We start from the raw sequence: 22,570 nt of genomic DNA, 5'->3' as shown, positions 1-22,570 counted from the left end.
CTTTTTAAAAGAAAATTTTTACAATATCTTGATACATTACAAATACCATCAAAGCCATTAAGATCAATAAACCTGCCGTGTGCACAGCTGCTTCCATATTTTTTGGAACCGGTTTCCTTCGAATAGCTTCTAAAATCAGAAACAATAATCTTCCTCCATCTAATGCTGGTAATGGGAGCAAGTTCATTACACCGAGATTGGCACTAATTAAAATAGCCATATTCATCATAGTAAGAAATACAACGAGTGCACCGTAATGAGAAGCTTGATTATACTGATCTCCAACCGTTTTTACAATTCCAACTGGTCCTGATAAATCTTTTACGCCAAGTTGTCTTGTAATAAGCATTTTTAGACTTTTAATTGTTATCTTAATCTGAAGACCTACTTCACGAAAACTATATTCGATTGTTTTTAATGGTCCAACTTTTTGTTTTCCTGGCCATGTGATACCAATCATGTATTGTTGATTCTTTTTACTATATTCTGGTGTAACAGAAATAGATTTTTCTTTTCCGTTTCTATCAACCGTTAATGGTATTTTGCCCCCATGATAATCCATATACATATAATAAGAAAATTCACGGTAATTATGAATTTTTTGTCCATCGACACTTGTCATAATATCTCCTGCTTTCAAACCAGAAGAGGCGGCTGGTGAATTTTTTGCAACTGCATGAATTTTAGGGAGATCCACACCTGAAATACCAACAACAAGCATAGATAATACGAAGGCCAGAATAAAATTAAAAAATGGTCCGCCAAAAATAACTGCCATTCTGGCCCATACAGATTTATTATTAAATGCATTTTTTTCTGGACGATCTTCATCTTCTCCCATCATACATGCTCCACCAAATGGTAAAAGTTTTAGAGAATAAAAGGTATCTCCGATTTGTTTTCCAATGATTGTAGGGCCAAGTCCTACACAAAACTCATCAACCTGAATTCCATTCTTTTTGGCAATCAAGAAATGACCAAGCTCATGAACAATGATAATAATCCCAAAAATTAAGATTGCTATGATAATATTCAATGATCTACCTGCTTTCTATACGTTCATATACCCATTGTTCCGTTTCAAGAACCTGATCAAGTGATGGATTCTCAATAACCTTATGGGCTTCCATTGCATCTTCAATGATGTCATAAATATCCAGAAATTGAATTTTTTTGTTCAAAAATAATGTCACTGCTTTTTCATTTGCTGCATTTAATACTGTTGGCATGCTTCCTCCAATTTTTCCTGCATGATAAGCAAGCGGAAGACCTTTTAATACATCAACCGGAGGCTGTTCAAATGTAATTTCTTTCAGTGCTGCAAAATCAAGTCGTTCTCCTGCAAGTGTACGATGCTGTGGATAAAATAATGCATACTGAATTGGAAGCTTCATATCTGGTGTTCCAAGTTGTGCAATCACACTTCCGTCCTGAAATTGAATCATTGAATGAATAATACTTTTTGGCTGCACAACAACATGAATATGATCAAAATCAACATTAAATAGCCATTTTGCTTCAATAACCTCTAAACCTTTGTTTACCAGAGTAGCAGAATCAATGGTAATTTTTCTTCCCATTGACCAATTTGGATGTTTCAATGCATCCTCAACGGTTACAGATTTTAATTCCTCGGTTGTTTTTTTACGGAATGGCCCACCGGAAGCTGTGATAATTAGAGAATCAAGATCTTCTTTTTTTCCGCTCTGCAGACATTGAAAAATGGCAGCATGTTCACTATCTACGGGATAAATATGGATCCCAAGTTCTTTTGCCAGCGGCATAATGATATGTCCAGCTGTAACAAGTGTTTCTTTATTGGCAAGGGCAATATCTTTTCCTGCTTTCATTGCTGCAATCGTCGGACGAATTCCAATCATTCCAACAACTGCGGTTACAACAATACTACAGGTTGATTCTGTTGAAACTTCTAGTAAACCATCCATTCCGGATACAATTTTTACATCCAAATCTTTCACCGAATCTTTTAACTGAGCTGCTTTTTCTTCATTATAAACAGCCGCAATTTTAGGGCGAAATTCTCTAATTTGCTTTTCTAGTAATCGAATATTACTCCCTGCTGCCAATGCTGTTACACAGAGATCCTTATTGGATCGCACAATGTCTAATGTCTGAGTTCCTATCGATCCTGTAGATCCAATAATTGAAATATATTTCATCTAAATTGTTCCTCCTGAAACCATAATCATTAGATAATAAATAACGGGTGCAATTAAAATAATACTATCAAAACGATCCAAAATTCCTCCATGTCCAGGAATTAATGTACCATAATCTTTAATACCAGCATCTCTTTTAATTGCGGAAGCAGCCAAATCTCCAATTACAGAAATTGCGCCACCAACACCGCAAATCATAGGAAACATCATCATCGGATCAAAAGAAAGACGAAGTCTTGTTTTAATAAATACTCCATATAAAAGACCTAAAAGAGCTGCTCCGACAATCCCCCCAATTAATCCTTCTACACTTTTTTTCGGACTTAATTTTGGTGTCATTTTGTGTTTCCCGATTAACATTCCTGTACAATATGCAAGGGTATCATTTCCCCATGCTGCAAGGAAAAGTAAAACAACAAATTCTCCTCCGTTTTGTACTTCCCGCAATTGATAAATATAAGAAAGCATAATACCAACATATACAAATCCAAAAAAACATGCCATCATCTGATGCATATCATATTTTGGAAAACGTACAACATAACATCCCAGAAGAAAGATTAAAAATAAAATAATAATTGCAACACTCCATTGCGAAAGATCAAAAAATAATGCTAAATAATATAGAATTGTTCCAGTGTAGCCAACAACCGCAAAAGAGGATTTTTCAATATGAAAAATTCGAAGAATTTCACTATAACCAATCAGTGCAACAATTAATATCATTGCAAAAGTTACAACACCTCCCATATATAATCCGAGAGCGGCAATCAGTACAAGAACGATTCCGCTTAACAATCTCTGTTTAAACATAACATTATATTCCTCCAAATCTACGATCTCGTCCGTTATAATACTCAATCGCTTTTTTCAGTTCTTTTTTATTAAAATCAGGCCATAATACATCTGTAAAATAAAATTCTGTATAGGCAAGCTGCCAAAGCATAAAATTGGAAAGACGTTCTTCTCCACTTGTACGAATTAAAAGATCTGGATCTGGAAGCTCTTTTGTATCAAGATAGTTTTTAAATGTATCCTCGGTGATATCCTCTTTTTTTAGATTTCTAGCCTCAATATCATCAGTCATAGCTTTCATCGCACGAACCATCTCATCACGACTTCCGTAATTTAAAGCAATCGTAAAATTAATTCCTGTATTATTTTTTGAGGCTTCTTCAAGCTCCAAAATCTTTTGCTGTAGGTCCTCTGATAATCCAGAAATATCACCAATAACTCTAACTTTCATATTATTCTTATTTGCACGTTTGATGCATATTTTTAAATAATCACGCAAAAGTTTCATCAAAGCATTAACTTCATCCTGTGGGCGTTTCCAATTTTCAGTAGAAAACGCATATACTGTGAGATATTTAATTCCCATATCATTAGCATCTTCGATGATTTTTTCTACTGTTTTACTTCCCTGTGCATGACCTACATTTCTCGGAAGATGCTTCTTTTTTGCCCATCTTCCATTCCCATCTAAAATAATTGCAACATGCTGCGGTACATTTAAATTTTCCATTCAAACCTCCTAACTATATAAAAACAGGGCGATGCAAAAAGCGCTGCCCTGTTCTATATTAAACTGTCATGATTTCTTTTGATTTTGTTTCAACTGCTTCATCAATCTGTTTTACATATTTATCTGTCATTTTCTGAACATCTTCTTCGTAATCTTTAGCTTCATCATCATTCAGATCACCGGCTTTGTTTTGTTTTTTTACGAAATCATTCGCATCACGACGGATATTACGAACAGCAACTTTTGCTTCTTCTCCACGTTTTTTCACATCTTTTGCCAGTTCTTTTCTTCGTTCTTCTGTTAACTCAGGGAAATTTAAACGAATTGCTTTTCCATCATTTGTTGGGGTAATTCCGACATCAGACATTAAAATTGCTTTTTCAATTTCTCCAAGAAGATTTGGTTCCCAAGGCTGAATCAGAATGGTTCTTGCTTCCGGTACAGAAATATTACCAACCTGAGCAACTGGAGTAGAAACTCCATAATAGTCGATCTTTACTTTATCTAATACATGAGGATTTGCACGTCCTGCACGGATTGTCATAAAATCATTGGTCATACTTTCTAATGATTTTTTCATTTTTTCTTCAAATTGTTTTAACATGTTCTGTTTTTCCTCCTAATTATTTAAACGGTTACATAAGTTCCGTTAAATTCACCTTTCATTAGATTTTCAATACTGTTTTTTTCATTTAAACCAAAAACAGCCAGTGGCATCTTATTTTCCAGACACATGATTGTAGCTGTAAGATCGATCACTCCTAATTTTTGTGCAAGAACATCGTCCATAGAGATGCTATCATATTTTACCGCATTTGGATTTACAGCAGGGTCACTGTCATAAACACCATCAATGGATTTTGCAAGTAAAATTGCATCTGCTTCAATTTCAATTGCACGTAGTGCTGTTGCTGTATCTGTAGAAAAATATGGATGACCTGTTCCACCCGCAAAAAATACTACTTTTCCATCATTTAAATCTTTTACAGCTTTGTCCTTAGAAAATAGTTCTGTAAATGCACCACATGTAAATGGTGTATAAACTTCTGTTTCCATCCCTGCACTACGGAAAGCATCTGATACATAAATACAATTCATTACAGTCGCAAGCATACCAATCTGATCTGCTTTTGTTCTTTCCATACGATCGCTAGTACGTCCTCTCCAGAAGTTACCTCCTCCGATTACAATTGCAACCTGAAGTCCTTCATCTGTTAGTGTTTTTACCTGTCTTGCCACATCTGCACACGTAGCTTCATCAAATCCGGTCTTTTTATCTCCGGCAAGAGCTTCTCCGCTCAGTTTCAAAAGTACACGTTTCATATCTTTTAAACTATTCATCAATTTACCTCTTTTGTTTATTTTACAAAATCACTATGAAAAATTATACCATACTGCCTTTAAAAGAACAAGTAAAAAGAATCCTGCCTTTTTATCCTCAAAAACAGAATTCTTTTTTAATTTTGGAGTCGAATTCTCCTTATTATATCTATGCCATAACAGTTTCTTTCATGTGATCGTAAACATACTTACTAATTTTTTCTCTTTTTGTTTTTAATGAAAATGCCATTTCATTAAAAAGGTTTTCCTCTACGATTCGTAAATACCTTTCATCAGTTGATGGAAAATGTTTTCCCTTGGCCAGACGATACAATTTTTTTTGATGAAGAGTCTTCATCATCTTCATCATTTCTTTACAACAACATCCTCTGACGCATTTTTTATAGCTATCTTCTCTAAATTTTTCGCTTGGAATTTGAAACGGCTCTAAATTTGGAAGCTCTTTGAGTAGTTCTTTTGCCTGACTCTCTGGAATGATTTCACGGATGACCTTTCGTTGATTATCAACCGGTGCAAAGATTTCACTTCCTTCTCTATGATAAGGCTTTAAAATATAATAAAGCTTATCCTCCGGAATTCCTTCCAAATCCATCGTTGTCACATCCAACACTTCACAAACACCAGTACTTCCATAAACAACAAAGTCACCTTTTTTAAACATTACATTCCTTCCTTTCTTTTATAATACAAAATTCTCTATACATATATTATACCAAAGGAATGAAAAATTTTCTAATGTTTTTGTAAAAAATCTGATTTTTTAGTAAATTCAGCAAAAATACTGTCTTCATTATTTGTGAAAATTATCCAATCATTATTCGTTTAAAACTTTTTGAAGTTCTAAAATTGCTTTTGTATGATAAAGTGCTGTTAAAATAATTGCAGCTAAAACGGTTCCGCAGATTGTACTTAAAAGAAATGGACCAACAAATGTAAATAAAGCTGCTTTCTGTCCCATCATGAAAGATGCAATTGGATAACAAAGCATTCCTCCAATAATTCCAGTTCCAATAACTTCTCCAAGATAAGCACCGACTAGTTTTTTTGTATATTTATATACAAGTGCACTGATCAAAGCACCTACCATACTTCCAGGGAAAGCAAGTAGGCTTCCTGTTCCAAATAAATTTCGGATCAAAGCCGTACAAAATGCGATAGCCGTTCCATAAACTGGTCCTAAAAAGACGGCTGCAAGTACATTTATCAAATGCTGAATTGGAAAGCATCTAGAAGCACCAATTGGTATGGAAAATGTTGATAAGATGACAGCTAGTGCAACAAACATTGCCGATACTGTTAATTTTCGTAAATTTAATCTCATAATTTTTTCTCCTTTATTTTCATTTTTTATATTGTATACCAAAAATTATATTCCTTCAATTGCGTATTCTTGTTTTTGTATAGTATAATCTAAAAAAATAAACTATGGAGAAATATTATGGAAGATACACCAATTATAAAATTACTTTTAAAAACTTGCACCACCTGTTATGCTGGCATTATTCATTCAATCTATTTACAATATTGTAGACAGCTATTTTGTTTCTCAATATTCTGCTGAAGGATTGACCGCATTATCTATCATTTATCCGATACAGCTATTAATGACAGCTTTAGCTACAGGGACTGGTGCCGGACTTAATATTTTAATTTTTCGTATGGATGGAGAAGGTAAAACAGATATCCAACATCATATTGTTAAAAATGGAATCCTTACAGGCATTTTTAATAGCCTGATCTTTGTTATTTTTGGAACCTTGTTTATTGGAATTTATTATCATATTTCTTCCAATAGCGATCTTGTAAGGACTGAAGGTATTCAATATGCAAAGATTATTTCCTTGTTTTCTTTTGGTATGTTCATTGAGGCAAATTGTACCAAAATCCTCCAAGCAAAGGGAAATATGTTTTTACCGATGTATGCACAAATTGCAGGTGCCATTACAAACGTAATCCTTGATCCGATTCTAATCTTTGGAAAATTCGGATTTCCTATGTTAGGAATTCAAGGAGCCGCAATTGCAACCATTATAGGACAATGGCTGCTATGATTCTTGTTCTCATTCCTGTATTAAAAATTTATCATTTTCATGGAAATATAAGAAAACAAGACTGGATCCATATTTATCAATTTGGACTTCCTTCAATTATTATGCAGTCATTATACACGATATATATTATTGGATTGAATTTGATTTTAAAACAGTTTAGTGAAGATGCTGTGACTGTTCTTGGAATTTATTATAAACTGCAAACTTTTTTCTTTATTCCATTAATGGGATTACAACAGGTTATTTTACCGATGATTAGTTATAACTATGGCGCTGGAAATTCTGATCGAATTCGTCAAATTCGTCGTTATTCCACCACTGGTGCCTGTGTATTTATGTTTCTTGGAACCCTTTGTTTTCTCATATTTCCACATGCACTGCTTAACATATTTTCACAAAAACAAAATATTTTTAAAATTGGGCAGATTGCATTTCCTATTATAGGAATAAGTTTTGTACCAGCAGGTATTAATCTTATTTGTGTTGTTTATATGCAAGGTGTCAACCGTGGAAATGATAGTATGAAAGCAACTATTTTAAGAGAAATCATTCTTTTTGTTCCACTTGCATGGCTCTTTCATTTTCAAGGACTTTCTTCTGTGTGGTTTACATTTCCAGTAACAGAACTTATTACAACTGCCTATTGTATTTATTTGTATCGAAAAGCTTCTATATAATATATGAAAAAAAGGAATGTAAAATAAATCTCTAGATAAAAGAACGCTAGAACCGGCATTTGTCGTAACTAGCGTTCTTTTGTTTCATCTTTTTAAATTTAATAATTCCTTTTTCTAATAGCTTAAGATAAATTAGATTATACCTGATCACCCATTACCTGACGATTTTCCATTACTTTTTGAATCGCAGATGAGATCATGCGAAATACATGATCAAAAGCAAAGGAATATAAAGAACCAAAAACATTAGCTACAATCCTTAAAATCAAAGCCGTCTTCAGCCCAAATAATCCTGCAGCAATATATAAAGCTCCAAAAGTATTAAACACTGTCTGCCATGCGTAACCTGCTGAATAACCAACCCCAATTCCGCCGATCAATCCAATCCATGTAAAAATTTTTGATGGGAGAAGATGATATAAAATTAAAAAAATAATACAACCTAAAATATTAAATGGGCCTCTTCTCTTTACGCGGTACATCATATCTTTTGAAAATGGAAGTAATACAGACATGGAAGCAATACCTATCCACATTGTTCTTGGCATATGAAAAAGTGATCCAATTAAAACTGCTGTAGAAATCCCAAGTGCTAAACGAATATACCAATTACTTCTTGTTGAAAATAAATGAAATTCTTTAAACAAATGAGAAAATCCTCTTTTAAAACTTCTATTTTTGTGATTTTTATAAAAAACAGCAGAACAAATTATAGCTCCAACCAAAAGAGAAATAAGTCTCATGATATATGCTTTTCCACTTACATCATATCCAAATAAAAGTAAATATCCTAAAATAAAAGTAGACTGATTGGACATAATAACATTATGGCAACTTAAAATCATCAATGCCATAATACAAACAAAGTGAATACAAAAAGCTGGAACTGGTGCTACCATGTTTGCTGCACGAGGTCCAATAGCTAAAATAGCAAAAATCATAAAAATAATACCAATGCTGTGAACTTTATCAATGCCAAAATCTACCTGTCTCAAAATCATAACAGCAAGCAATACAACAACACCCACAACACTATTTTCAGAGCCAAAAAGCATACTATAAATACTTACAAAGGCAAAACAGAACGCAACCACTAGATAAACTTTAAAATTATAAATCAAAATGCGCTTTCTTTTTTCTTTTGGATCATCCGCATTTTGAATCCATTGTTTTGATCCGATAGAACTTAATTGTAATTGCTGATAAAATGTCACAAAAATTCCTCCATTCTTTCTTCTTACATTTTTTCATTTGCTTCTTCAATAAGCTTGAGAAGTATTTGAAATTTTTCTTTTCCAAGATTACGTTTCAATTTATAAAGCGGCTCCAGATAGTAATAATAAGTACTATCCAGTTCTTCTTTTCCTATTTCTGTAATTTTTAAAACATAGCTTCTAAGGTCTTCTTTTTTTCTCCTTTTTTCTATCAATTCTTTTTTACATAAATTCTCAATTAGGCGGCTGATTGCTGTTTTGCTAATTCCCATTTGATAACTCAGCTGTAAAGGAGTCAAAAGTTCTTTTGCAAGTGCTACACGAAATAAAAGATCCACTTCCTGTGCTGAAGTTAATGTTCCTTTTCTTGACTTTCTTACATATAAGCTAGAGAAATGACGAATTTTTCCTAATTGCTCTACAGCTTCTTTCCAGTTTTTGTCTTTCAAAAAATATTACTCTTTCCTTTTGTAGTTTACATTGTGAACTATATTTTATGACAGATTTTCCAATCTGTCAATATCATTTTCTATGCTTGACATTTTCCTGATTTTTACATTATAATATGAATCGCAAAATACAAATTTTATTGCCATAGCATGCAGAGACGCACTTTAATTTACTTGTAACAGTGCTTTGGAACTTTTTTATTCCCGTCCCTGTTTCTTATGACGTTATATGTAACCAGATTTTTGAAAGGAGAAACATTATGCTGGAAGAACAAGTTATGCTACAGTTTTTAAAAAAACTGGATGAGCATCCTTATATTGCAAAAATAAATGGAAAGGAACATAAAATTGGAGAAGGGGAGCCAACTTTTGTCGTTAATTTCAAAAAAACGATCCCATTATCAAAATTAAAAACAAGTACTTCTCTTGCTCTTGGAGAAGCTTATATGGACGGAGACCTTGAGATTGAAGGCGATCTTTATGAAGCTCTGGACCATTTTCTTGGTCAGTTAGGCAAATTTTCCACAGATAAAAATGCTCTGAAGAAACTTATTTTTACTTCCTCCTCAAAAAAGAATCAGAAAAAAGAAGTTAGCAGTCATTATGATATCGGAAACGATTTTTACAAATTATGGTTGGATAAAACTTTGAGTTATTCCTGTGGATATTTTAAACATGAGGATGATACTTTATATCAGGCACAGGTAAATAAAGTAGATTATATTCTTAAAAAACTTTATTTAAAAGAAGGAATGTCCTTGCTTGATATTGGATGTGGATGGGGATTCTTATTAATTGAAGCAGCTAAAAAATACAAGGTTCATGGAACAGGTATTACTCTTAGTGAAGAACAATATAAAGAATGCCAGAGAAGAATCAAAGAAGAAGGTCTTGAAGACTATGTAACTGTAAAATTAATGGATTATCGTGATCTTGCAAAATCAGGTCTTTCTTTTGACCGTGTTGTTAGTGTTGGTATGTTAGAGCACGTTGGACGTGATAATTATCAGTTATTCCTTGATTGTGTTCAAAAAGTAATGAAAGATGGAGGACTTTTCCTTCTTCATTATATCAGTGCATTAAAAGAACACCCTGGTGATGTATGGATTAAGAAGTATATTTTCCCAGGTGGAATGGTTCCAAGTCTTCGTGAAATTTTAAATTGTATGGCAGAAGATAATTTCCATACATTAGATGTTGAAAATCTTCGTCTCCATTACAATAAAACATTGTTATGCTGGAGAAAAAATTATCTCGAACATCTGGATGAAGCTCGCAAAATGTTTGATGAACGTTTTATCAGAATGTGGGATCTTTATCTTGCCTCATGTGCTGCAACGTTCCATAATGGAGTCATTGATTTACACCAGATTCTTATGACAAAAGGAATCAATAATGATCTCCCAATGACTCGCTGGTATTAAAAAATAAGACATGAAAAGCTCCGTAAGTTCGTGTATTTTTTCAATCGTTAAATATCATTCAACGATTGGATATTTGTGTATAACTTAGGAGCTTTTTTGTTTGACCTTACTTTCTATTTTTGTTATGATGAGTTAGGAATAACAAACATGCAAAGGAGCTAAATCTATGGGTATGAATTTTAGTCAATTAATGCTAGTCGGTAAATTTAAAAAAGCAATGCAATCTTTTGGGGAACATCATCCAAAATTTCCAATGTTTTTGAAAATGGTTTATCAAAAAAATGTATTTCGTGAAGGAACCGTCATTGAAATTGATATGAAAACCCCGGAAGGTGAAAGTTATAAATCAAATTTTCGTGTTACTGCAAAGGATATAGAATTATTTGAGTCTTTAAAAGAGTTGGTTCAGCAAAAATAAAGGGGATATTCCGGATTTAATCCGGAATATCCCCTTTATTTTTCCATTCTTTCCATTTCTGGACGGCTTCTGGATTTTGTTTTTCCAAACGTTCTTCCAATCGTTTTCTATTCTCTTCTAGGCGTTCTAATACTTCTGGGTGTTCTTTTAAAATTCTTTCTTTTAATTTTCTACGTCGTTTTTCAATTAGTTCAATAACCAAACGCTGATTTTTTGTAATTTCTTGTGGCATATCTTCCATATGAAGTTCCAGACGTCTTAAAATTTCATCCTCATCAAATGTTCCAAGTGTATGCCAATTTTTCAGATGTTCTTCTGGACCTGTCTCCAAAATCCTTTCGATATCTGGCATTTGATGAATTCTTTTAATGACATGATGCACGGCATCTTCCATTTCTCGTACTGCGTTATCTCCAAAAGCCCAGGCAAACTCTTCTAATGTATTTTCCTCTTCTGCCGGAAGAAATGTCATATTTCTTCTTCGCACTTTTGATTCCTCTTCTTTTGGAATTTCCAAGGCGTTCAAATCATATGGATTCAAAATTTCAGCATCATGTAAAGCTGCAAGAATGGTTCTTCTGACCATTCCTTCTTTGATTAAATGCCCAATACCAAGCTTTCTCATCTGATCATTTAAAGTATGTGCATGTTCTGTTATATAAAAATGAATGCCTCGTTTTTTCATATGAATTGCGATCGATTCCAGCCGATCTGCTGCCGTAATATCGATACTATTGATTGCACCTGCATCAACAATCACTACTTTTGTATCAGCTTTTATACTTTTTTCTAAATCTTCTTGAAAAATTTTTATATTCGCAAAAAATAAATTTTCACTAAATCGATAAATTACGACGTGACGTATTGGATAAGCATACCGATTTTTTGTGATATCATAATAATTTTCCTTACCTGGAATTATTCCAAGAAAAGCTCTTGGCGGATTGGTGGCTTTTAAAATGACTGCTATAAAAGAAAGTAATATTCCAATAATAACTCCATAAATAGTCCCAAGGAACAATACACCAATACCGGCAGCCATGAAAATATAAAATTCATTTCGACTTACCTTCCAAAGACGGATTGCTAAATGGACTTCCACAACATCCATTAAAGCTGAAATAACAATAGCTGTCAGAATAGGAACTGGAAGATACCCGATAAATCCAGTGAAAAATAGCAAAATGACAGCCATAACAATTCCAGCGGTGATAGAAACAACCTGTGATTTTCCACCATACTGCTCGTTTAAGGAAGTTCTTGAAATACTTCCATTTACTGGACAACACCCAACAACGGCAGCTGCTAAGTTTCCTGCTGCACAAGCAAGAATTTCCTGTCTGTCATCAAGATTATATCCATTTCTAAAGGCGAAACTGTTTTCTGCAAGTAAAGTCTCTGCCATAATGACAACAGCAACCATAAGTCCCCGTCCAGCAGCCTGTGTCAGATCGACCTGAAAGAGGTTTGGGAAAAAGAATTTTGGAAGTCCAGTATCTACACTTTGTAAAAGAATAACACCATGGTCTTGTACATGAAACATTGTTGTAACCAAAACTCCAAGTGCCATAATTACGATTGCCATTGGAAATTTAGGAAAGCATTTTTTAAAAATGCGGATCAACAATAAAGCCATAATTCCAAGGAAAAATGATAGAGCATTCCATGTTTTTATTGCTTCTATCATGTGTTTTATCAATTCAATAATTTCTCCAGATCCTGCAGAACTTCCCATAAGCTTTGGAATTTGCATAAAAATAATCGTTACTGCGATTCCACTAATAAATCCACCCATGACGGGAGTTGATATAAAATCGACGATTTTATCTGCATGTAAAAAATAAAAAATCAATAGCCACACTCCTGCAAATAAAGCGATGGCTGGAACATACTGCATTGCTTTTCCAGACTCTGCCGTGATTCCAAGTGTTGCCAAGGCAGCTCCTACAATAGCCGCCGGTGCTGCATCAACTCCGAAAATAAATTGTTTAGAGGTTGAAAACAATGCAAAAAACAAAATAGGAATTACAGACCCATAAAGTCCATATACTGCCGGAATTCCTGCAATCTGCGCATAACCCATAGCAATTGGAATAGAAACAGCAGCAATCATAATTCCAGAAAAAATATCTTTTGGAAGATATTCTATTTTATAATTTTTTAATGTTGAAAATAACTTCATAATATATCCTTTTATATTTTTAATAAATTTGAGTTCCAAATGGCATTAATGCAAGTTTCGCTAATTTTAAATGTTGCAATCCAAAAGGGATTCCAATAATGCTAATACATAAAAGAACACCAAATATAAGATGCTCTGCTGCAAGGGCCCATCCAGAAACAATGAACCAAATGATATTTAATAAAAAAGATCCTGTACCACCTCCATAATGTACATCCTTTCCAAATGGACAAAGGCTTAATGATGCCAGCTTAAAGCATTGAATTCCCACTGGAATTCCAATGATTGTTATACACCATAAACAGCCGGCAGCAACCCACGAAAGTGCACTTAACAGTCCGCCACAGATTATCCAGATAAGATTTCCTAAACACCCCATTTATCTTCCTCCTTTTGTTTTCTTCTTAATCAAAGATCATTTTGTGCATCATAAAGTTTCTGCAAATCTATCAGAAATTTTTCTACTTGTTTGATCGCTGTCCATACCTGCTTTCTGGCTTCGTTTATTTTGGATTGTACCAGATAATCTGTAATCAGTCCATCAAAAAAGAAGTCTGCAAAGGTTAAAAAATCACCAATATTTAAATTAAGGTTTAAAAACATCTGAACGTCATTTAATTCTCGCTGAAAAATTCTCAGATCTCTTTTGGCTGTTTCCATATAAAAACTGGAATTTTTTATTTTTGAATGTTTTACTATATTTACAAAGAAACCTCCACCAAATAAATCAATAATTCCCCATTTTTTTGCATGTTCAAGTTCTTTCTGTACGGTCTTTAAACTGCAAAGAGCCCTTTCACCTGCGTTCATTACTTCTTTCAGTTCTAATTTTATAATTTCATTACCCATAGCATTTTATCCCTCATTTTATCTGCACATCTTATTACATACTTACGAAATTTTTTACAATAAGCACAAAATCTTATGGTAAAGGACTTTTTATTTCATAGTGGATTTCATCGAAATTTCCTATGAAATAAAAAAAGACCTTTATTATGACCAATGCCACAATAAAAGTCTTGCTATCTCATTTGATACGGATGTTCTAAAAACATCGGCTGACGATCTCAAACCCGTTCATTTCTGAACGTTCAGCTACTCCCTTTCGTTTGCATGTCTAGAATATAGCACCGTATTTGCTTTCTGTCAATACCATTTTTCTACTTCCATGTAATCTGTTCCCATGGCATTTGCTTTGCATTCTCACCAAAATATCCATAACAAGATATGTTAGAATAAATTGGCTGATTTAACTGAAATTTTTTAATAACCGACTGTAATGATAAATCTTCTTTTTTATAAATCATACGAATAAATTCTTCCTGCGACATTTTTCCAGTGCCAAAAGTTTCTATATGAACAGAAACAGGGCCTGTTAATCCCATTGCATAGCAAAGCTGTACTTCACAGCGATCTGCATATTCAGACGCAACAATATTTTTAGCAAGATATCTTGCCATATAAGCTCCACTTCGCTCTGCTTTTAATGCATCTTTTCCTGCCATAAAATTCCCACTACTTCTTGCATATCCTCCATAAGTGTCAGAGACAATTTTACGTCCAGTTGCTCCTAAATAAACCGCTGGTCCTCCGCATAAACAATCTCCAATCGGATCTACAAAACATTTTGTATTCTCATCAATATACTTTTCTGGAATAACCTTACTAATCACTTCATCATTTAACGCATATTTTAATGTCCCATTTCGGATTTCTTTTCTATGCTGTGTTGATATGAAAACGGCATCCACTCTTTTCGGATTGCCGTTTTCATATTCCATTGTTACTTGTATCTTTCCATCCGGAAGCAAACCAGGAATAATGCACATCTTTCTTACATAAGTTAATCGTTTTGCAAGCTGATTGGCAAATTCTGTGCCTGCCGGCATATAAGAGGGAGTTTCTTTGCATGCATATCCAAAGACAACTCCATAATCAGGAAAACCTCTTTTTTGAAAAGTTTCTGGCATTTTTGATAATTTTCGATTGATATCAACATCAATTCCACAATGATTAGCATCAAATTTTAAATCTGGATCCATATATCCAATTTCAGCAATGACATCGCGGGCAGTTTTTTCATGATCGATCGTTGCTGCTGAGATAATATTTCCTTTAAGCTTTAAATGATTTTCATATGCAATAACTTCACAATCTACATGAGATGTTGGATCTTTTTCTAAGTATGCGTCAAGGATTGCATCCGCAACTTTATCACAAATTTTATCAGATTGACCTTCTGTTACACTTTCTGAAGTAAATAAACCGCCCATTTTTTCGCCTTCCCTTATTTAGATGCCTTCCATAATTTTTGTGCTGATGGTGCCCAGTTCTTCGCATATTGTTCACATTTATCACATAAATGATCTGCAGATTCTGGTGATTGCATATCTGTAGAATGTGCTCCTGTCTTTTTCACCATTTCACGCAATTTTTGAGGATTTTCAAGCATTGGACATGGCTGCAAATGATTGTCATTAAATGGCTGTCCATCATGATACGCCTGGAAAATTGGTGACTGTAAAACTTCTAATAATGTATTTTCATGAATGTTTGTATTAGAATAATGAATAAATACGCAAGGATCACAATCTCCATTTGCATTAATGTGGAAATAACGTCTTCCGCCAGCAATACATCCTCCAACATATTCTCCGTCATTCTGGAAGTCCATTGCAAAGATTGGTTTTGTTGCACGTACTTCACGAATTTTATGATACATATATTCTCTTTGTTCTGGTGTTGGCATTAATTCTGGTACTGCATCATTTCCAACTGGCATGTAATGGAAATACCATACGAAATCTGCTCCCCATTCGATCATCTGGTCAAAATATTCGTCACTGCTGATAGACTGTAAATTCTGACTTGTATAACAACAGCTAATACCAAATGGTAAGTGTCTTTCCTTTAATAAATGCATAGATTTCTGAACTTTCTCGAAAACACCTTTTCCACGACGTCCGTCAGTAGCTTCTTCAAATCCTTCTACACTAATTGCAGGGATAAGATTTCCTACTTCCAACATCTGATCTGCAAATTCATCATCAATCAATGTAGAGTTTGTGAATGTAAGGAAAATACAATCATTATGCTTTCTACATAACGCAATGATATCTTTTTTCCTTACAAGTGGTTCTCCACCTGTATAAATATACATATAAATTCCAAGCTCTTTTCCTTGTGTAATGATAGAATCGATATCATCGAAAGAAAGATTTAATCGATTTCCATATTCGGCTGCCCAACATCCAGTACAGTGAAGATTACATGCACTTGTTGGATCTAAAAGAATTGCCCATGGAATATTACAATTATATTTTTTTCTTAATTCTTCCTGACGTGGCCATGAAACAATGGCTGCATTTAAAAAGAAATTCTGAAATACTTTTTTCATAACATTGGTATCTGTTTCTTTTAATACTCTCATAATTAATTTATACATATTATCATCCGGATTATTGATAACTCTTCGGAATGCTGCTCTTTGTACTGGAAAACTATTTTCTTGTGTTCCTGCAAGACGATCTACCCAATCCATTAAGTTCAAAAGATTCTTTTCCGGATCTTTTTCAATATAATTCAATGCCTTTCCTAATCCAAATTGTACAACTTTGCTTGATACGCTGTTCATACTAAAACTTCCTCCTTCTTTTTTCTAGGTCTTATCATATACCATAGGAAGTTCGACAAAAACCGACAAAAAGCATTTGTGTCTAAAATTCCAACACAAATGCTTTTTTGTAGTAATTTTTTTATTTTATTTGAAAATTTTGTAAAGCTGTACTTAAACTTCCTTCGATTAACGTAAAGTAATCCTCCAGATGAATTTTTGATTCATCTGGCATTCCATCCTCCAACCAATCAAAAAAAAGATTCGTTAGTACTCTTGTATAAACATTTTCCACAAACTCAATTTTGTCCTCTGGTACATCTTCTATTTCTTCGCAATCATAAACTTTGATTTTTACAATTGGCGCAATCTGCTCCCGAACAAATTGTTCATAATAAATTCTGTTTTTCGCATCATAAGCATTGATCAGAAGTTTTCTCTGCATGCGCAGAAATTCAATCAAAGACCAAAGTTCCTCTTTCCAATTTAACCCATTAAAATCTTTTTCAGAGATATATTTTTCCAAATTATAGTTAATCGTCCATTCCATTAACTCATAAATATCTGCAAAATGATAATAAAAGGTTTGGCGATTAATATCACACTTTTCTGCAATATCCTTTACCGTAATCTTATCTATTGTTCGGCTTTGTAAGAGCTCTACAAACGCTCTGGAAATTGCCATTTTTGTTCGCTGCTTCATATTATAGTTCTGCCTCCCTCTCTTCTGTCCGCTAAACACGAAATTACAAGAATTGTAGCATAAAACAATACATTAAACAATGCAATGATCTCCTACAGGAGCAGTTTCTGTGTTTTCTTTTCTTAAAATATTTTTCTCTTCATTTTCTCTTTGATTTTTTGCATTCATTACAAGCATTTGTAAACGGTTTTCAATATTTGCAAAACTAACATCTGGGTCATAATCAAGAGGAAGAATTTGTACATTCGGAAACATTTCTTTTAATTTTTTTGTAATTCCACGACCAACTACATGATTTGGAAGACAACCAAATGGCTGTAAAATCAAGAAAAATCTGCACCCATGTTTTGCATGATGTATGATTTCTCCTGGAATTAAGACACCTTCACCTGCATCAAATGTATGATGAATTACCGGATCACTATCTTTTACAAGTTGCTTCATCGTACATGTTGGTTTGTATAACGGATGTTCTATTGCAATGGAATCTGCCATACGATGAGCCATTTCAAATAACTCATTTGCTGTGCGATACCAGATTTTTTGATTCAGTGGCTTTTGCAGGTGATATTCTTTTATCTGTGCATCTTGATAAAAATATGTTTTTCGTATAACATCTGTCATTCTAGCCTCAATAATTTCAAAGCCATTTTGTTCTAAATAAGCTTCAATATCATGATTTGCTCCAGAATGAAAATTTAATAAATATTCTCCTACGATCAATACCTGAGGTTTTGGATTGCTACGGTCATATGGTATTTGATTCATAAAGTGAATTGCTTTTTTAAATCCTTTTTTTACACCAGAAATACCAGAAGATTCCAAACCATAGATTACTGCATTCATTGCTTTTTCAAAAGCTGCGTCCGCACTTCCTTTCTGAATCTCATAAGGCCGTATTTTCCTTAAAAGTTCTTCCAAAATATCAATCATTGGAAGTGTAAAAGCGATTCTTGCAGATGTTAAAAGATTCATCTTAAATCCTGGATGCATTTTATGTGAATCCACATCATCATTTGTAAGAATTGGAACATTTTCATATCCTGCATCATCCAAAGCTTTTCGAAGCAATGCTCCATAATGAGTTAACCTGCAATCACCGATATATTTTCCCATAACAACCGCAACTTCTTGTCCATCATATTTTCCACTCTTTAATGCAGCTAATGCCTCTCCAATAACAATTTGTGCCGGGAAACAGATATCATTATGTACATATTGTTTTCCAAGACGAATGGCATCTTCTCGACCCATATCTAAAGGAACAGCTTCTATTCCTTGTGTTTTTAAAGCTGCTGACATTAGACGACAAAATGCATGTGATGTATTTGGAACAAGTGCAATTCGTTTTTTTCGACTCTCTTTTGTAAATTTTACCGGATATGGATTTTCTAAAGCATGAATCTGTGACTTATAACCTTTTGCACGTTTCATACGGATTGTTTCCAAAAAGGAACGAACACGTATTCCCATCGGTCCTTGTATATCACTCTCATCCATTTTTAATATGAGTGGTGTTTTCTTTGAAATTTCTTTCATCATGCGAATAATTTCATCAGAAAGATATGCATCATGTCCACATCCAAAACTAACAAACTGTACATATTCTAAAAAGTTGCTCTTTGCTGCAAGAATTGCAGAAGACAACATTCTTGCATGAAAATTGTTTACAATATCAAGTCTACTCTTTTTTAAATCTGTTTCATTGACTTGCGGAAGAGAATCTGCTGTTAACACAGGAATTCCAAAACTTGTAAACATTTTAGGAAGATCATGATTCACCAAAGAATCGTTTTGGTATGGTCTTGCTGCTAAAACAACTGCAAATTGATTCTTTTCTTCTATCTCTTTTAATACTTTTCTTCCTTCTTCTTTCAGCTCTCTATGAAAATGTTCCTGTGCTGCATCAGCAAAGGAAAGTGCTTTTTTAATTTCTTTCTTTTCTAAACTAAATGTTTTTTCCATATAAAAGATTAGTTGTTTATTCCGATCTTCTAATGTATGCCAATGAAATAGTGGCGCATCGTATGGTATTCCCCATTTTTCGCTTGGATGATCTGAGTTTTTAATTACAATTGGATAACCTTTCACAATTGCACACATAGATTCGCTGGTTTTTTCATTATTTTCTGGTGGGACCGTTGTAATAGAAGGCATGAAAATACGATCTACACCTTTTTGTGCTAAATTTCTTATATGTCCATGAACTAATTTTGCTGGGAAACATACTGTATCAGATGTTACTGCAGATAATCCATTTTCATACATTTCTCTCGTACTTTTATCAGAAATCACAACCTTAAAACCAAGACTTCCTAAAAATGTTGTCCAAAATGGCATTGTTTCCCAAAAAGAAAGGACTCTTGGAATCCCAATTGTTATATTTTTATCATCAGAAACTTGAGGATACGGATATTGCATAAATAATAAAGATTCTCTCTTATCAAATAAATTTGCAACCTTTTGTTTTTCCTTCATTTTTTCCTTTAACCGTTTGGCTGTTTCTTCGTTTTTTGGATCTCCTATAATTTCTCCACGCTCACAACGGTTGTTTGTTACCCAAGAATTTCCATTGGAAAATGTAACGATCGTACGCTGACAGTGATTTCCACAAAACGGACACGGTGCATTAGCTTCTTGTTTGTAAGAAAAATAATCCAAATCCTTTAAATCCCATGGATGTTCTTTTTCTTCTTCCATCGCATATTGTTCTTTTGCAAATAACGCAGCACCAATGGCCCCCATCATTCCAGGATATGGAGCACGGATGACTTCTCTTCCAATATATTCTTCCATCGCACGAAGCACTGCATCGTTTTCAAATGTCCCTCCCTGTACAATAATCTTCTTTCCAAGAGAATCAAGATTCGATATACGGATAACTTTTGTAAACACATTTTCAATAATAGAACGACAAAGTCCAGCCATAATATCTTGTGGAGTTTTTCCATTCCTTTGTTCCGTAATAATACTGCTATTCATAAATACCGTACAACGGCTTCCCAAAGCAGCTGGATGCTTTGATGAAAAAGCAGCCTGTGCAATTTGTTTTGTTGGAATATGCAAAGACGATGCAAAATTTTCTAAAAACGATCCACACCCAGAAGAACACGCCTCATTTAATAAGATATTTGTAATAATTCCATGATCCAGCCAGATAGCTTTCATATCTTGCCCACCGATATCAAGAATAAAAGAAGCATCTTTTCTATATTTTTCAGAAGCTTTCGCATGTGCCACTGTTTCCACCGTATGGTTTTTAATACCAAAAGCTTTAGAAAATAACATTTCTCCATATCCAGTTGTACCAGCTGATAAAATTTTCAGGCAAGCACCAGCTTTTTCATATTTTTGTCTTAATTTAATCAATGCTTGACTAGCTACTAATAACGGATCTCCTTCGTTTGGCGCATAAAAAGAATCCAGCATCTCTTCTTTTTCATTTAAAATCACAAATTTCGTTGTCGTACTTCCTGCATCCATTCCAAGATAACCGTAAACAATTTCTCCTTGTTTTGGTTCATAAGAAATTCGTTTTTTCTTTTTATGTCGATTTTCAAAAGCTTGTTTTTCTTCTTCAGAAACAAAAAATGGTTTTGTATGACTGGAAGAGCCAGTCATTAATTCTTCTTTTTTTTCTTCTAAACGATGAATTAATTTTTCTGCAGTTACTTCCTTACAGTCTGGAAACATTTCTGGAATTGCTTTTGCTGCACCAAAGGCAACCATAAGTTCTGGATGTTGTGGACGGATAACTTCTTCTTTTGATAAATGAAGACGTTGTGCAAAAACTTGAACTAATGTTGGATTAAAAGTAAGCGGTCCACCCTCAAAAGCAACCGGTTTTTCAATTTCAAGTCCCTGTGCCAGTCCGCCAATTGTTTGTTTTGCAATTGCATGAAACGCAGATAACGCTAGATCTTCTTTTGATACTCCCTGATTTAATAATGGCTGAATATCTGTTTTAGCATAAACACCACATCTCCCAGAAATGTCATATACATGTTTTCCTTTTTCTGCAAGCTGATTAAATTTCTCTACTGGTACTTTTAATACCGATGCAATTTCATCAATAAAAGCACCCGTACCACCAGCACAACTTCCATTCATACGCATATCAGAAACAGATTTTTCTCCATTTTTAGAGTCTTTTTTAAAAAAGATCATTTTTGCATCCTGTCCGCCAAGTTCAATGGCTGTATTTACAAAAGAATATTTCTTTTTCAACGCAGTTGCATTAGCAGCTACTTCTTGAATAAATGGAATTTTTATAGCCTCTGCCATCGGTTTTGAACCAGATCCTGTTAATGCCACTTTTATCTTTTTCATAGAAAATTTTTTCTGAAACTCTTTTAATACCTGAAGAACACTTTCTACCTGGTTTGCATGATGGCGCTTATAACTCGAAAATAAAATTTGATCTTTCATAGTTGTTATCGCGGCCATTTTTGTCGTTGTTGAACCAATATCAATTCCAACAAAAATTTCTTCTCTTTTTTCTTCTTTCATATATTATCGTTTGTACTCCTTTAATCATATTTAAATCCATCTATAAAGTTTTTAAATGTATAGAAAACATATAAAAAAGACGCCGTATTGATTGATACAGCGTTTTTCTCTCGCATTTATAAGATCCTTACTTATTATTTATTATAAGTATTTTTCAATTTTCTTCAAGATACTTTTTTCTCAGCAAGTAAAATCTTAACAACTTCTTTATTATATGGAGATTTTTATCATATCAAAATGTTATGGATACGATGTGAAATTACTACTTTACACCTCTTTCTTAA

21 protein-coding genes are annotated in these 22,570 nt (G+C 33.7%); 4 read left to right on the top strand and 17 right to left on the bottom strand.

Annotated elements, in window-relative coordinates:
- Positions 1–4 precede the first annotated feature (4 nt).
- The 8 genes from rseP to thiW form a co-directional block, all read right to left on the bottom strand.
- Positions 5–1,036, bottom strand: coding sequence for an RIP metalloprotease RseP (gene rseP / locus KQI71_RS05410; protein ID WP_216434835.1), 1,032 nt, complete (start codon positions 1,034–1,036; stop codon positions 5–7).
- A 4-nt stretch (positions 1,037–1,040) separates the two neighbouring features.
- Positions 1,041–2,180: a 1-deoxy-D-xylulose-5-phosphate reductoisomerase gene (locus KQI71_RS05405; protein ID WP_216434833.1), complete on the bottom strand. Its 1,140-nt coding sequence runs from the start codon at positions 2,178–2,180 to the stop codon at positions 1,041–1,043.
- On the bottom strand, positions 2,181–2,993 hold the full coding sequence (locus KQI71_RS05400; protein ID WP_216434831.1) for a phosphatidate cytidylyltransferase: 813 nt from the start codon (positions 2,991–2,993) through the stop codon (positions 2,181–2,183). It abuts the gene before it with no gap.
- Between the two features lie 4 nt (positions 2,994–2,997).
- On the bottom strand, positions 2,998–3,705 hold the full coding sequence (locus tag KQI71_RS05395; protein ID WP_216434829.1) for an isoprenyl transferase: 708 nt from the start codon (positions 3,703–3,705) through the stop codon (positions 2,998–3,000).
- Between the two features lie 58 nt (positions 3,706–3,763).
- Entirely contained in the window at positions 3,764–4,309 is a 546-nt protein-coding gene (frr, locus tag KQI71_RS05390) for a ribosome recycling factor (protein WP_216434827.1), read from the bottom strand.
- A 23-nt stretch (positions 4,310–4,332) separates the two neighbouring features.
- The gene (gene pyrH, locus KQI71_RS05385; protein ID WP_216434978.1) at positions 4,333–5,028 is read right to left on the bottom strand and encodes a UMP kinase; all 696 of its coding nucleotides are present in this window, start codon (positions 5,026–5,028) and stop codon (positions 4,333–4,335) included.
- Between the two features lie 166 nt (positions 5,029–5,194).
- Positions 5,195–5,707: a CarD family transcriptional regulator gene (locus KQI71_RS05380; protein WP_216434825.1), complete on the bottom strand. Its 513-nt coding sequence runs from the start codon at positions 5,705–5,707 to the stop codon at positions 5,195–5,197.
- A 153-nt stretch (positions 5,708–5,860) separates the two neighbouring features.
- Positions 5,861–6,367: an energy coupling factor transporter S component ThiW gene (gene thiW / locus KQI71_RS05375; protein WP_216434823.1), complete on the bottom strand. Its 507-nt coding sequence runs from the start codon at positions 6,365–6,367 to the stop codon at positions 5,861–5,863.
- A gap of 169 nt (positions 6,368–6,536) precedes the next feature.
- Here thiW and KQI71_RS12450 point away from each other — a divergent pair, with 169 nt between their 5' ends.
- Both KQI71_RS12450 and KQI71_RS12445 read left to right on the top strand, forming a co-directional pair.
- Positions 6,537–7,097, top strand: a complete 561-nt coding sequence (locus tag KQI71_RS12450; RefSeq protein ID WP_253287952.1) for an MATE family efflux transporter — start codon at positions 6,537–6,539, stop codon at positions 7,095–7,097.
- Positions 7,094–7,774 carry an MATE family efflux transporter gene (locus KQI71_RS12445; protein ID WP_253287951.1) on the top strand — a complete coding sequence of 227 codons (681 nt, stop codon included), beginning with the start codon at positions 7,094–7,096 and terminating at the stop codon, positions 7,772–7,774. Before KQI71_RS12450 ends, KQI71_RS12445 begins: the two co-directional genes overlap by 4 nt.
- A gap of 137 nt (positions 7,775–7,911) precedes the next feature.
- Here KQI71_RS12445 and KQI71_RS05365 read toward each other — a convergent pair whose 3' ends face one another.
- Both KQI71_RS05365 and KQI71_RS05360 read right to left on the bottom strand, forming a co-directional pair.
- Positions 7,912–8,988 carry an FUSC family protein gene (locus tag KQI71_RS05365; protein WP_216434821.1) on the bottom strand — a complete coding sequence of 359 codons (1,077 nt, stop codon included), beginning with the start codon at positions 8,986–8,988 and terminating at the stop codon, positions 7,912–7,914.
- A 23-nt stretch (positions 8,989–9,011) separates the two neighbouring features.
- Entirely contained in the window at positions 9,012–9,437 is a 426-nt protein-coding gene (locus tag KQI71_RS05360) for a MarR family winged helix-turn-helix transcriptional regulator (RefSeq protein WP_216434818.1), read from the bottom strand.
- 260 nt (positions 9,438–9,697) lie between these two features.
- On the opposite strand from KQI71_RS05360, the gene KQI71_RS05355 reads away from it, so the two are divergent.
- Together KQI71_RS05355 and KQI71_RS05350 are read left to right on the top strand one after the other, a co-directional pair.
- Positions 9,698–10,861, top strand: coding sequence for an SAM-dependent methyltransferase (locus KQI71_RS05355; RefSeq protein ID WP_216434816.1), 1,164 nt, complete (start codon positions 9,698–9,700; stop codon positions 10,859–10,861).
- 166 nt (positions 10,862–11,027) lie between these two features.
- Entirely contained in the window at positions 11,028–11,279 is a 252-nt protein-coding gene (locus tag KQI71_RS05350; protein WP_216434814.1) for a hypothetical protein, read from the top strand.
- Positions 11,280–11,295: 16 nt separating this feature from the next.
- Here KQI71_RS05350 and KQI71_RS05345 read toward each other — a convergent pair whose 3' ends face one another.
- From KQI71_RS05345 to KQI71_RS05315, 7 genes are all read right to left on the bottom strand, one after another.
- On the bottom strand, positions 11,296–13,461 hold the full coding sequence (locus KQI71_RS05345) for a SulP family inorganic anion transporter (protein WP_216434812.1): 2,166 nt from the start codon (positions 13,459–13,461) through the stop codon (positions 11,296–11,298).
- 19 nt (positions 13,462–13,480) lie between these two features.
- The gene (locus tag KQI71_RS05340; protein ID WP_216434810.1) at positions 13,481–13,840 is read right to left on the bottom strand and encodes a YccF domain-containing protein; all 360 of its coding nucleotides are present in this window, start codon (positions 13,838–13,840) and stop codon (positions 13,481–13,483) included.
- Positions 13,841–13,869: 29 nt separating this feature from the next.
- Entirely contained in the window at positions 13,870–14,310 is a 441-nt protein-coding gene (locus tag KQI71_RS05335; protein WP_216434808.1) for a hypothetical protein, read from the bottom strand.
- A 311-nt stretch (positions 14,311–14,621) separates the two neighbouring features.
- Positions 14,622–15,734, bottom strand: a complete 1,113-nt coding sequence (gene metK / locus KQI71_RS05330) for a methionine adenosyltransferase (RefSeq protein ID WP_216434806.1) — start codon at positions 15,732–15,734, stop codon at positions 14,622–14,624.
- Positions 15,735–15,748: 14 nt separating this feature from the next.
- Positions 15,749–17,095, bottom strand: coding sequence for a radical SAM protein (locus KQI71_RS05325; RefSeq protein ID WP_216434804.1), 1,347 nt, complete (start codon positions 17,093–17,095; stop codon positions 15,749–15,751).
- A 121-nt stretch (positions 17,096–17,216) separates the two neighbouring features.
- The gene (locus KQI71_RS05320; RefSeq protein WP_216434802.1) at positions 17,217–17,777 is read right to left on the bottom strand and encodes a TetR/AcrR family transcriptional regulator C-terminal domain-containing protein; all 561 of its coding nucleotides are present in this window, start codon (positions 17,775–17,777) and stop codon (positions 17,217–17,219) included.
- A gap of 72 nt (positions 17,778–17,849) precedes the next feature.
- Entirely contained in the window at positions 17,850–22,286 is a 4,437-nt protein-coding gene (locus tag KQI71_RS05315; RefSeq protein ID WP_216434800.1) for an acyl-CoA dehydratase activase, read from the bottom strand.
- Between the last annotated feature and the right edge of the window lie 284 nt (positions 22,287–22,570).

It is taken from the genome of Anaerostipes sp. MSJ-23, from assembly GCF_018918155.1.
In the GTDB taxonomy this organism is placed as follows: Bacteria; Bacillota; Clostridia; order Lachnospirales; family Lachnospiraceae; genus Anaerostipes.
This window is presented reverse-complemented; position numbering and strand designations above follow the sequence as displayed.

Excerpts from the sequence above, each read along its gene's own strand:
- KQI71_RS05400 (WP_216434831.1), bottom strand. The coding sequence starts at position 2,993 with ATGTTTAAACAGAGATTGTTAAGCGGAATCGTTCTTGTACTGATTGCC.
- KQI71_RS05340 (WP_216434810.1), bottom strand. The coding sequence starts at position 13,840 with ATGGGGTGTTTAGGAAATCTTATCTGGATAATCTGTGGCGGACTGTTA.
- KQI71_RS05350 (WP_216434814.1), top strand. The coding sequence starts at position 11,028 with ATGGGTATGAATTTTAGTCAATTAATGCTAGTCGGTAAATTTAAAAAA.
- frr (WP_216434827.1), bottom strand. The coding sequence starts at position 4,309 with ATGTTAAAACAATTTGAAGAAAAAATGAAAAAATCATTAGAAAGTATG.
- KQI71_RS05355 (WP_216434816.1), top strand. The coding sequence starts at position 9,698 with ATGCTGGAAGAACAAGTTATGCTACAGTTTTTAAAAAAACTGGATGAG.
- KQI71_RS12445 (WP_253287951.1), top strand. The coding sequence starts at position 7,094 with ATGATTCTTGTTCTCATTCCTGTATTAAAAATTTATCATTTTCATGGA.
- KQI71_RS12450 (WP_253287952.1), top strand. The coding sequence starts at position 6,537 with ATGCTGGCATTATTCATTCAATCTATTTACAATATTGTAGACAGCTAT.
- KQI71_RS05315 (WP_216434800.1), bottom strand. The coding sequence starts at position 22,286 with ATGAAAGAAGAAAAAAGAGAAGAAATTTTTGTTGGAATTGATATTGGT.
- KQI71_RS05395 (WP_216434829.1), bottom strand. The coding sequence starts at position 3,705 with ATGGAAAATTTAAATGTACCGCAGCATGTTGCAATTATTTTAGATGGG.
- thiW (WP_216434823.1), bottom strand. The coding sequence starts at position 6,367 with ATGAGATTAAATTTACGAAAATTAACAGTATCGGCAATGTTTGTTGCA.
- KQI71_RS05345 (WP_216434812.1), bottom strand. The coding sequence starts at position 13,461 with ATGAAGTTATTTTCAACATTAAAAAATTATAAAATAGAATATCTTCCA.
- KQI71_RS05320 (WP_216434802.1), bottom strand. The coding sequence starts at position 17,777 with ATGAAGCAGCGAACAAAAATGGCAATTTCCAGAGCGTTTGTAGAGCTC.
- KQI71_RS05335 (WP_216434808.1), bottom strand. The coding sequence starts at position 14,310 with ATGGGTAATGAAATTATAAAATTAGAACTGAAAGAAGTAATGAACGCA.
- KQI71_RS05405 (WP_216434833.1), bottom strand. The coding sequence starts at position 2,180 with ATGAAATATATTTCAATTATTGGATCTACAGGATCGATAGGAACTCAG.
- KQI71_RS05325 (WP_216434804.1), bottom strand. The coding sequence starts at position 17,095 with ATGAACAGCGTATCAAGCAAAGTTGTACAATTTGGATTAGGAAAGGCA.
- KQI71_RS05380 (WP_216434825.1), bottom strand. The coding sequence starts at position 5,707 with ATGTTTAAAAAAGGTGACTTTGTTGTTTATGGAAGTACTGGTGTTTGT.
- metK (WP_216434806.1), bottom strand. The coding sequence starts at position 15,734 with ATGGGCGGTTTATTTACTTCAGAAAGTGTAACAGAAGGTCAATCTGAT.
- pyrH (WP_216434978.1), bottom strand. The coding sequence starts at position 5,028 with ATGAAACGTGTACTTTTGAAACTGAGCGGAGAAGCTCTTGCCGGAGAT.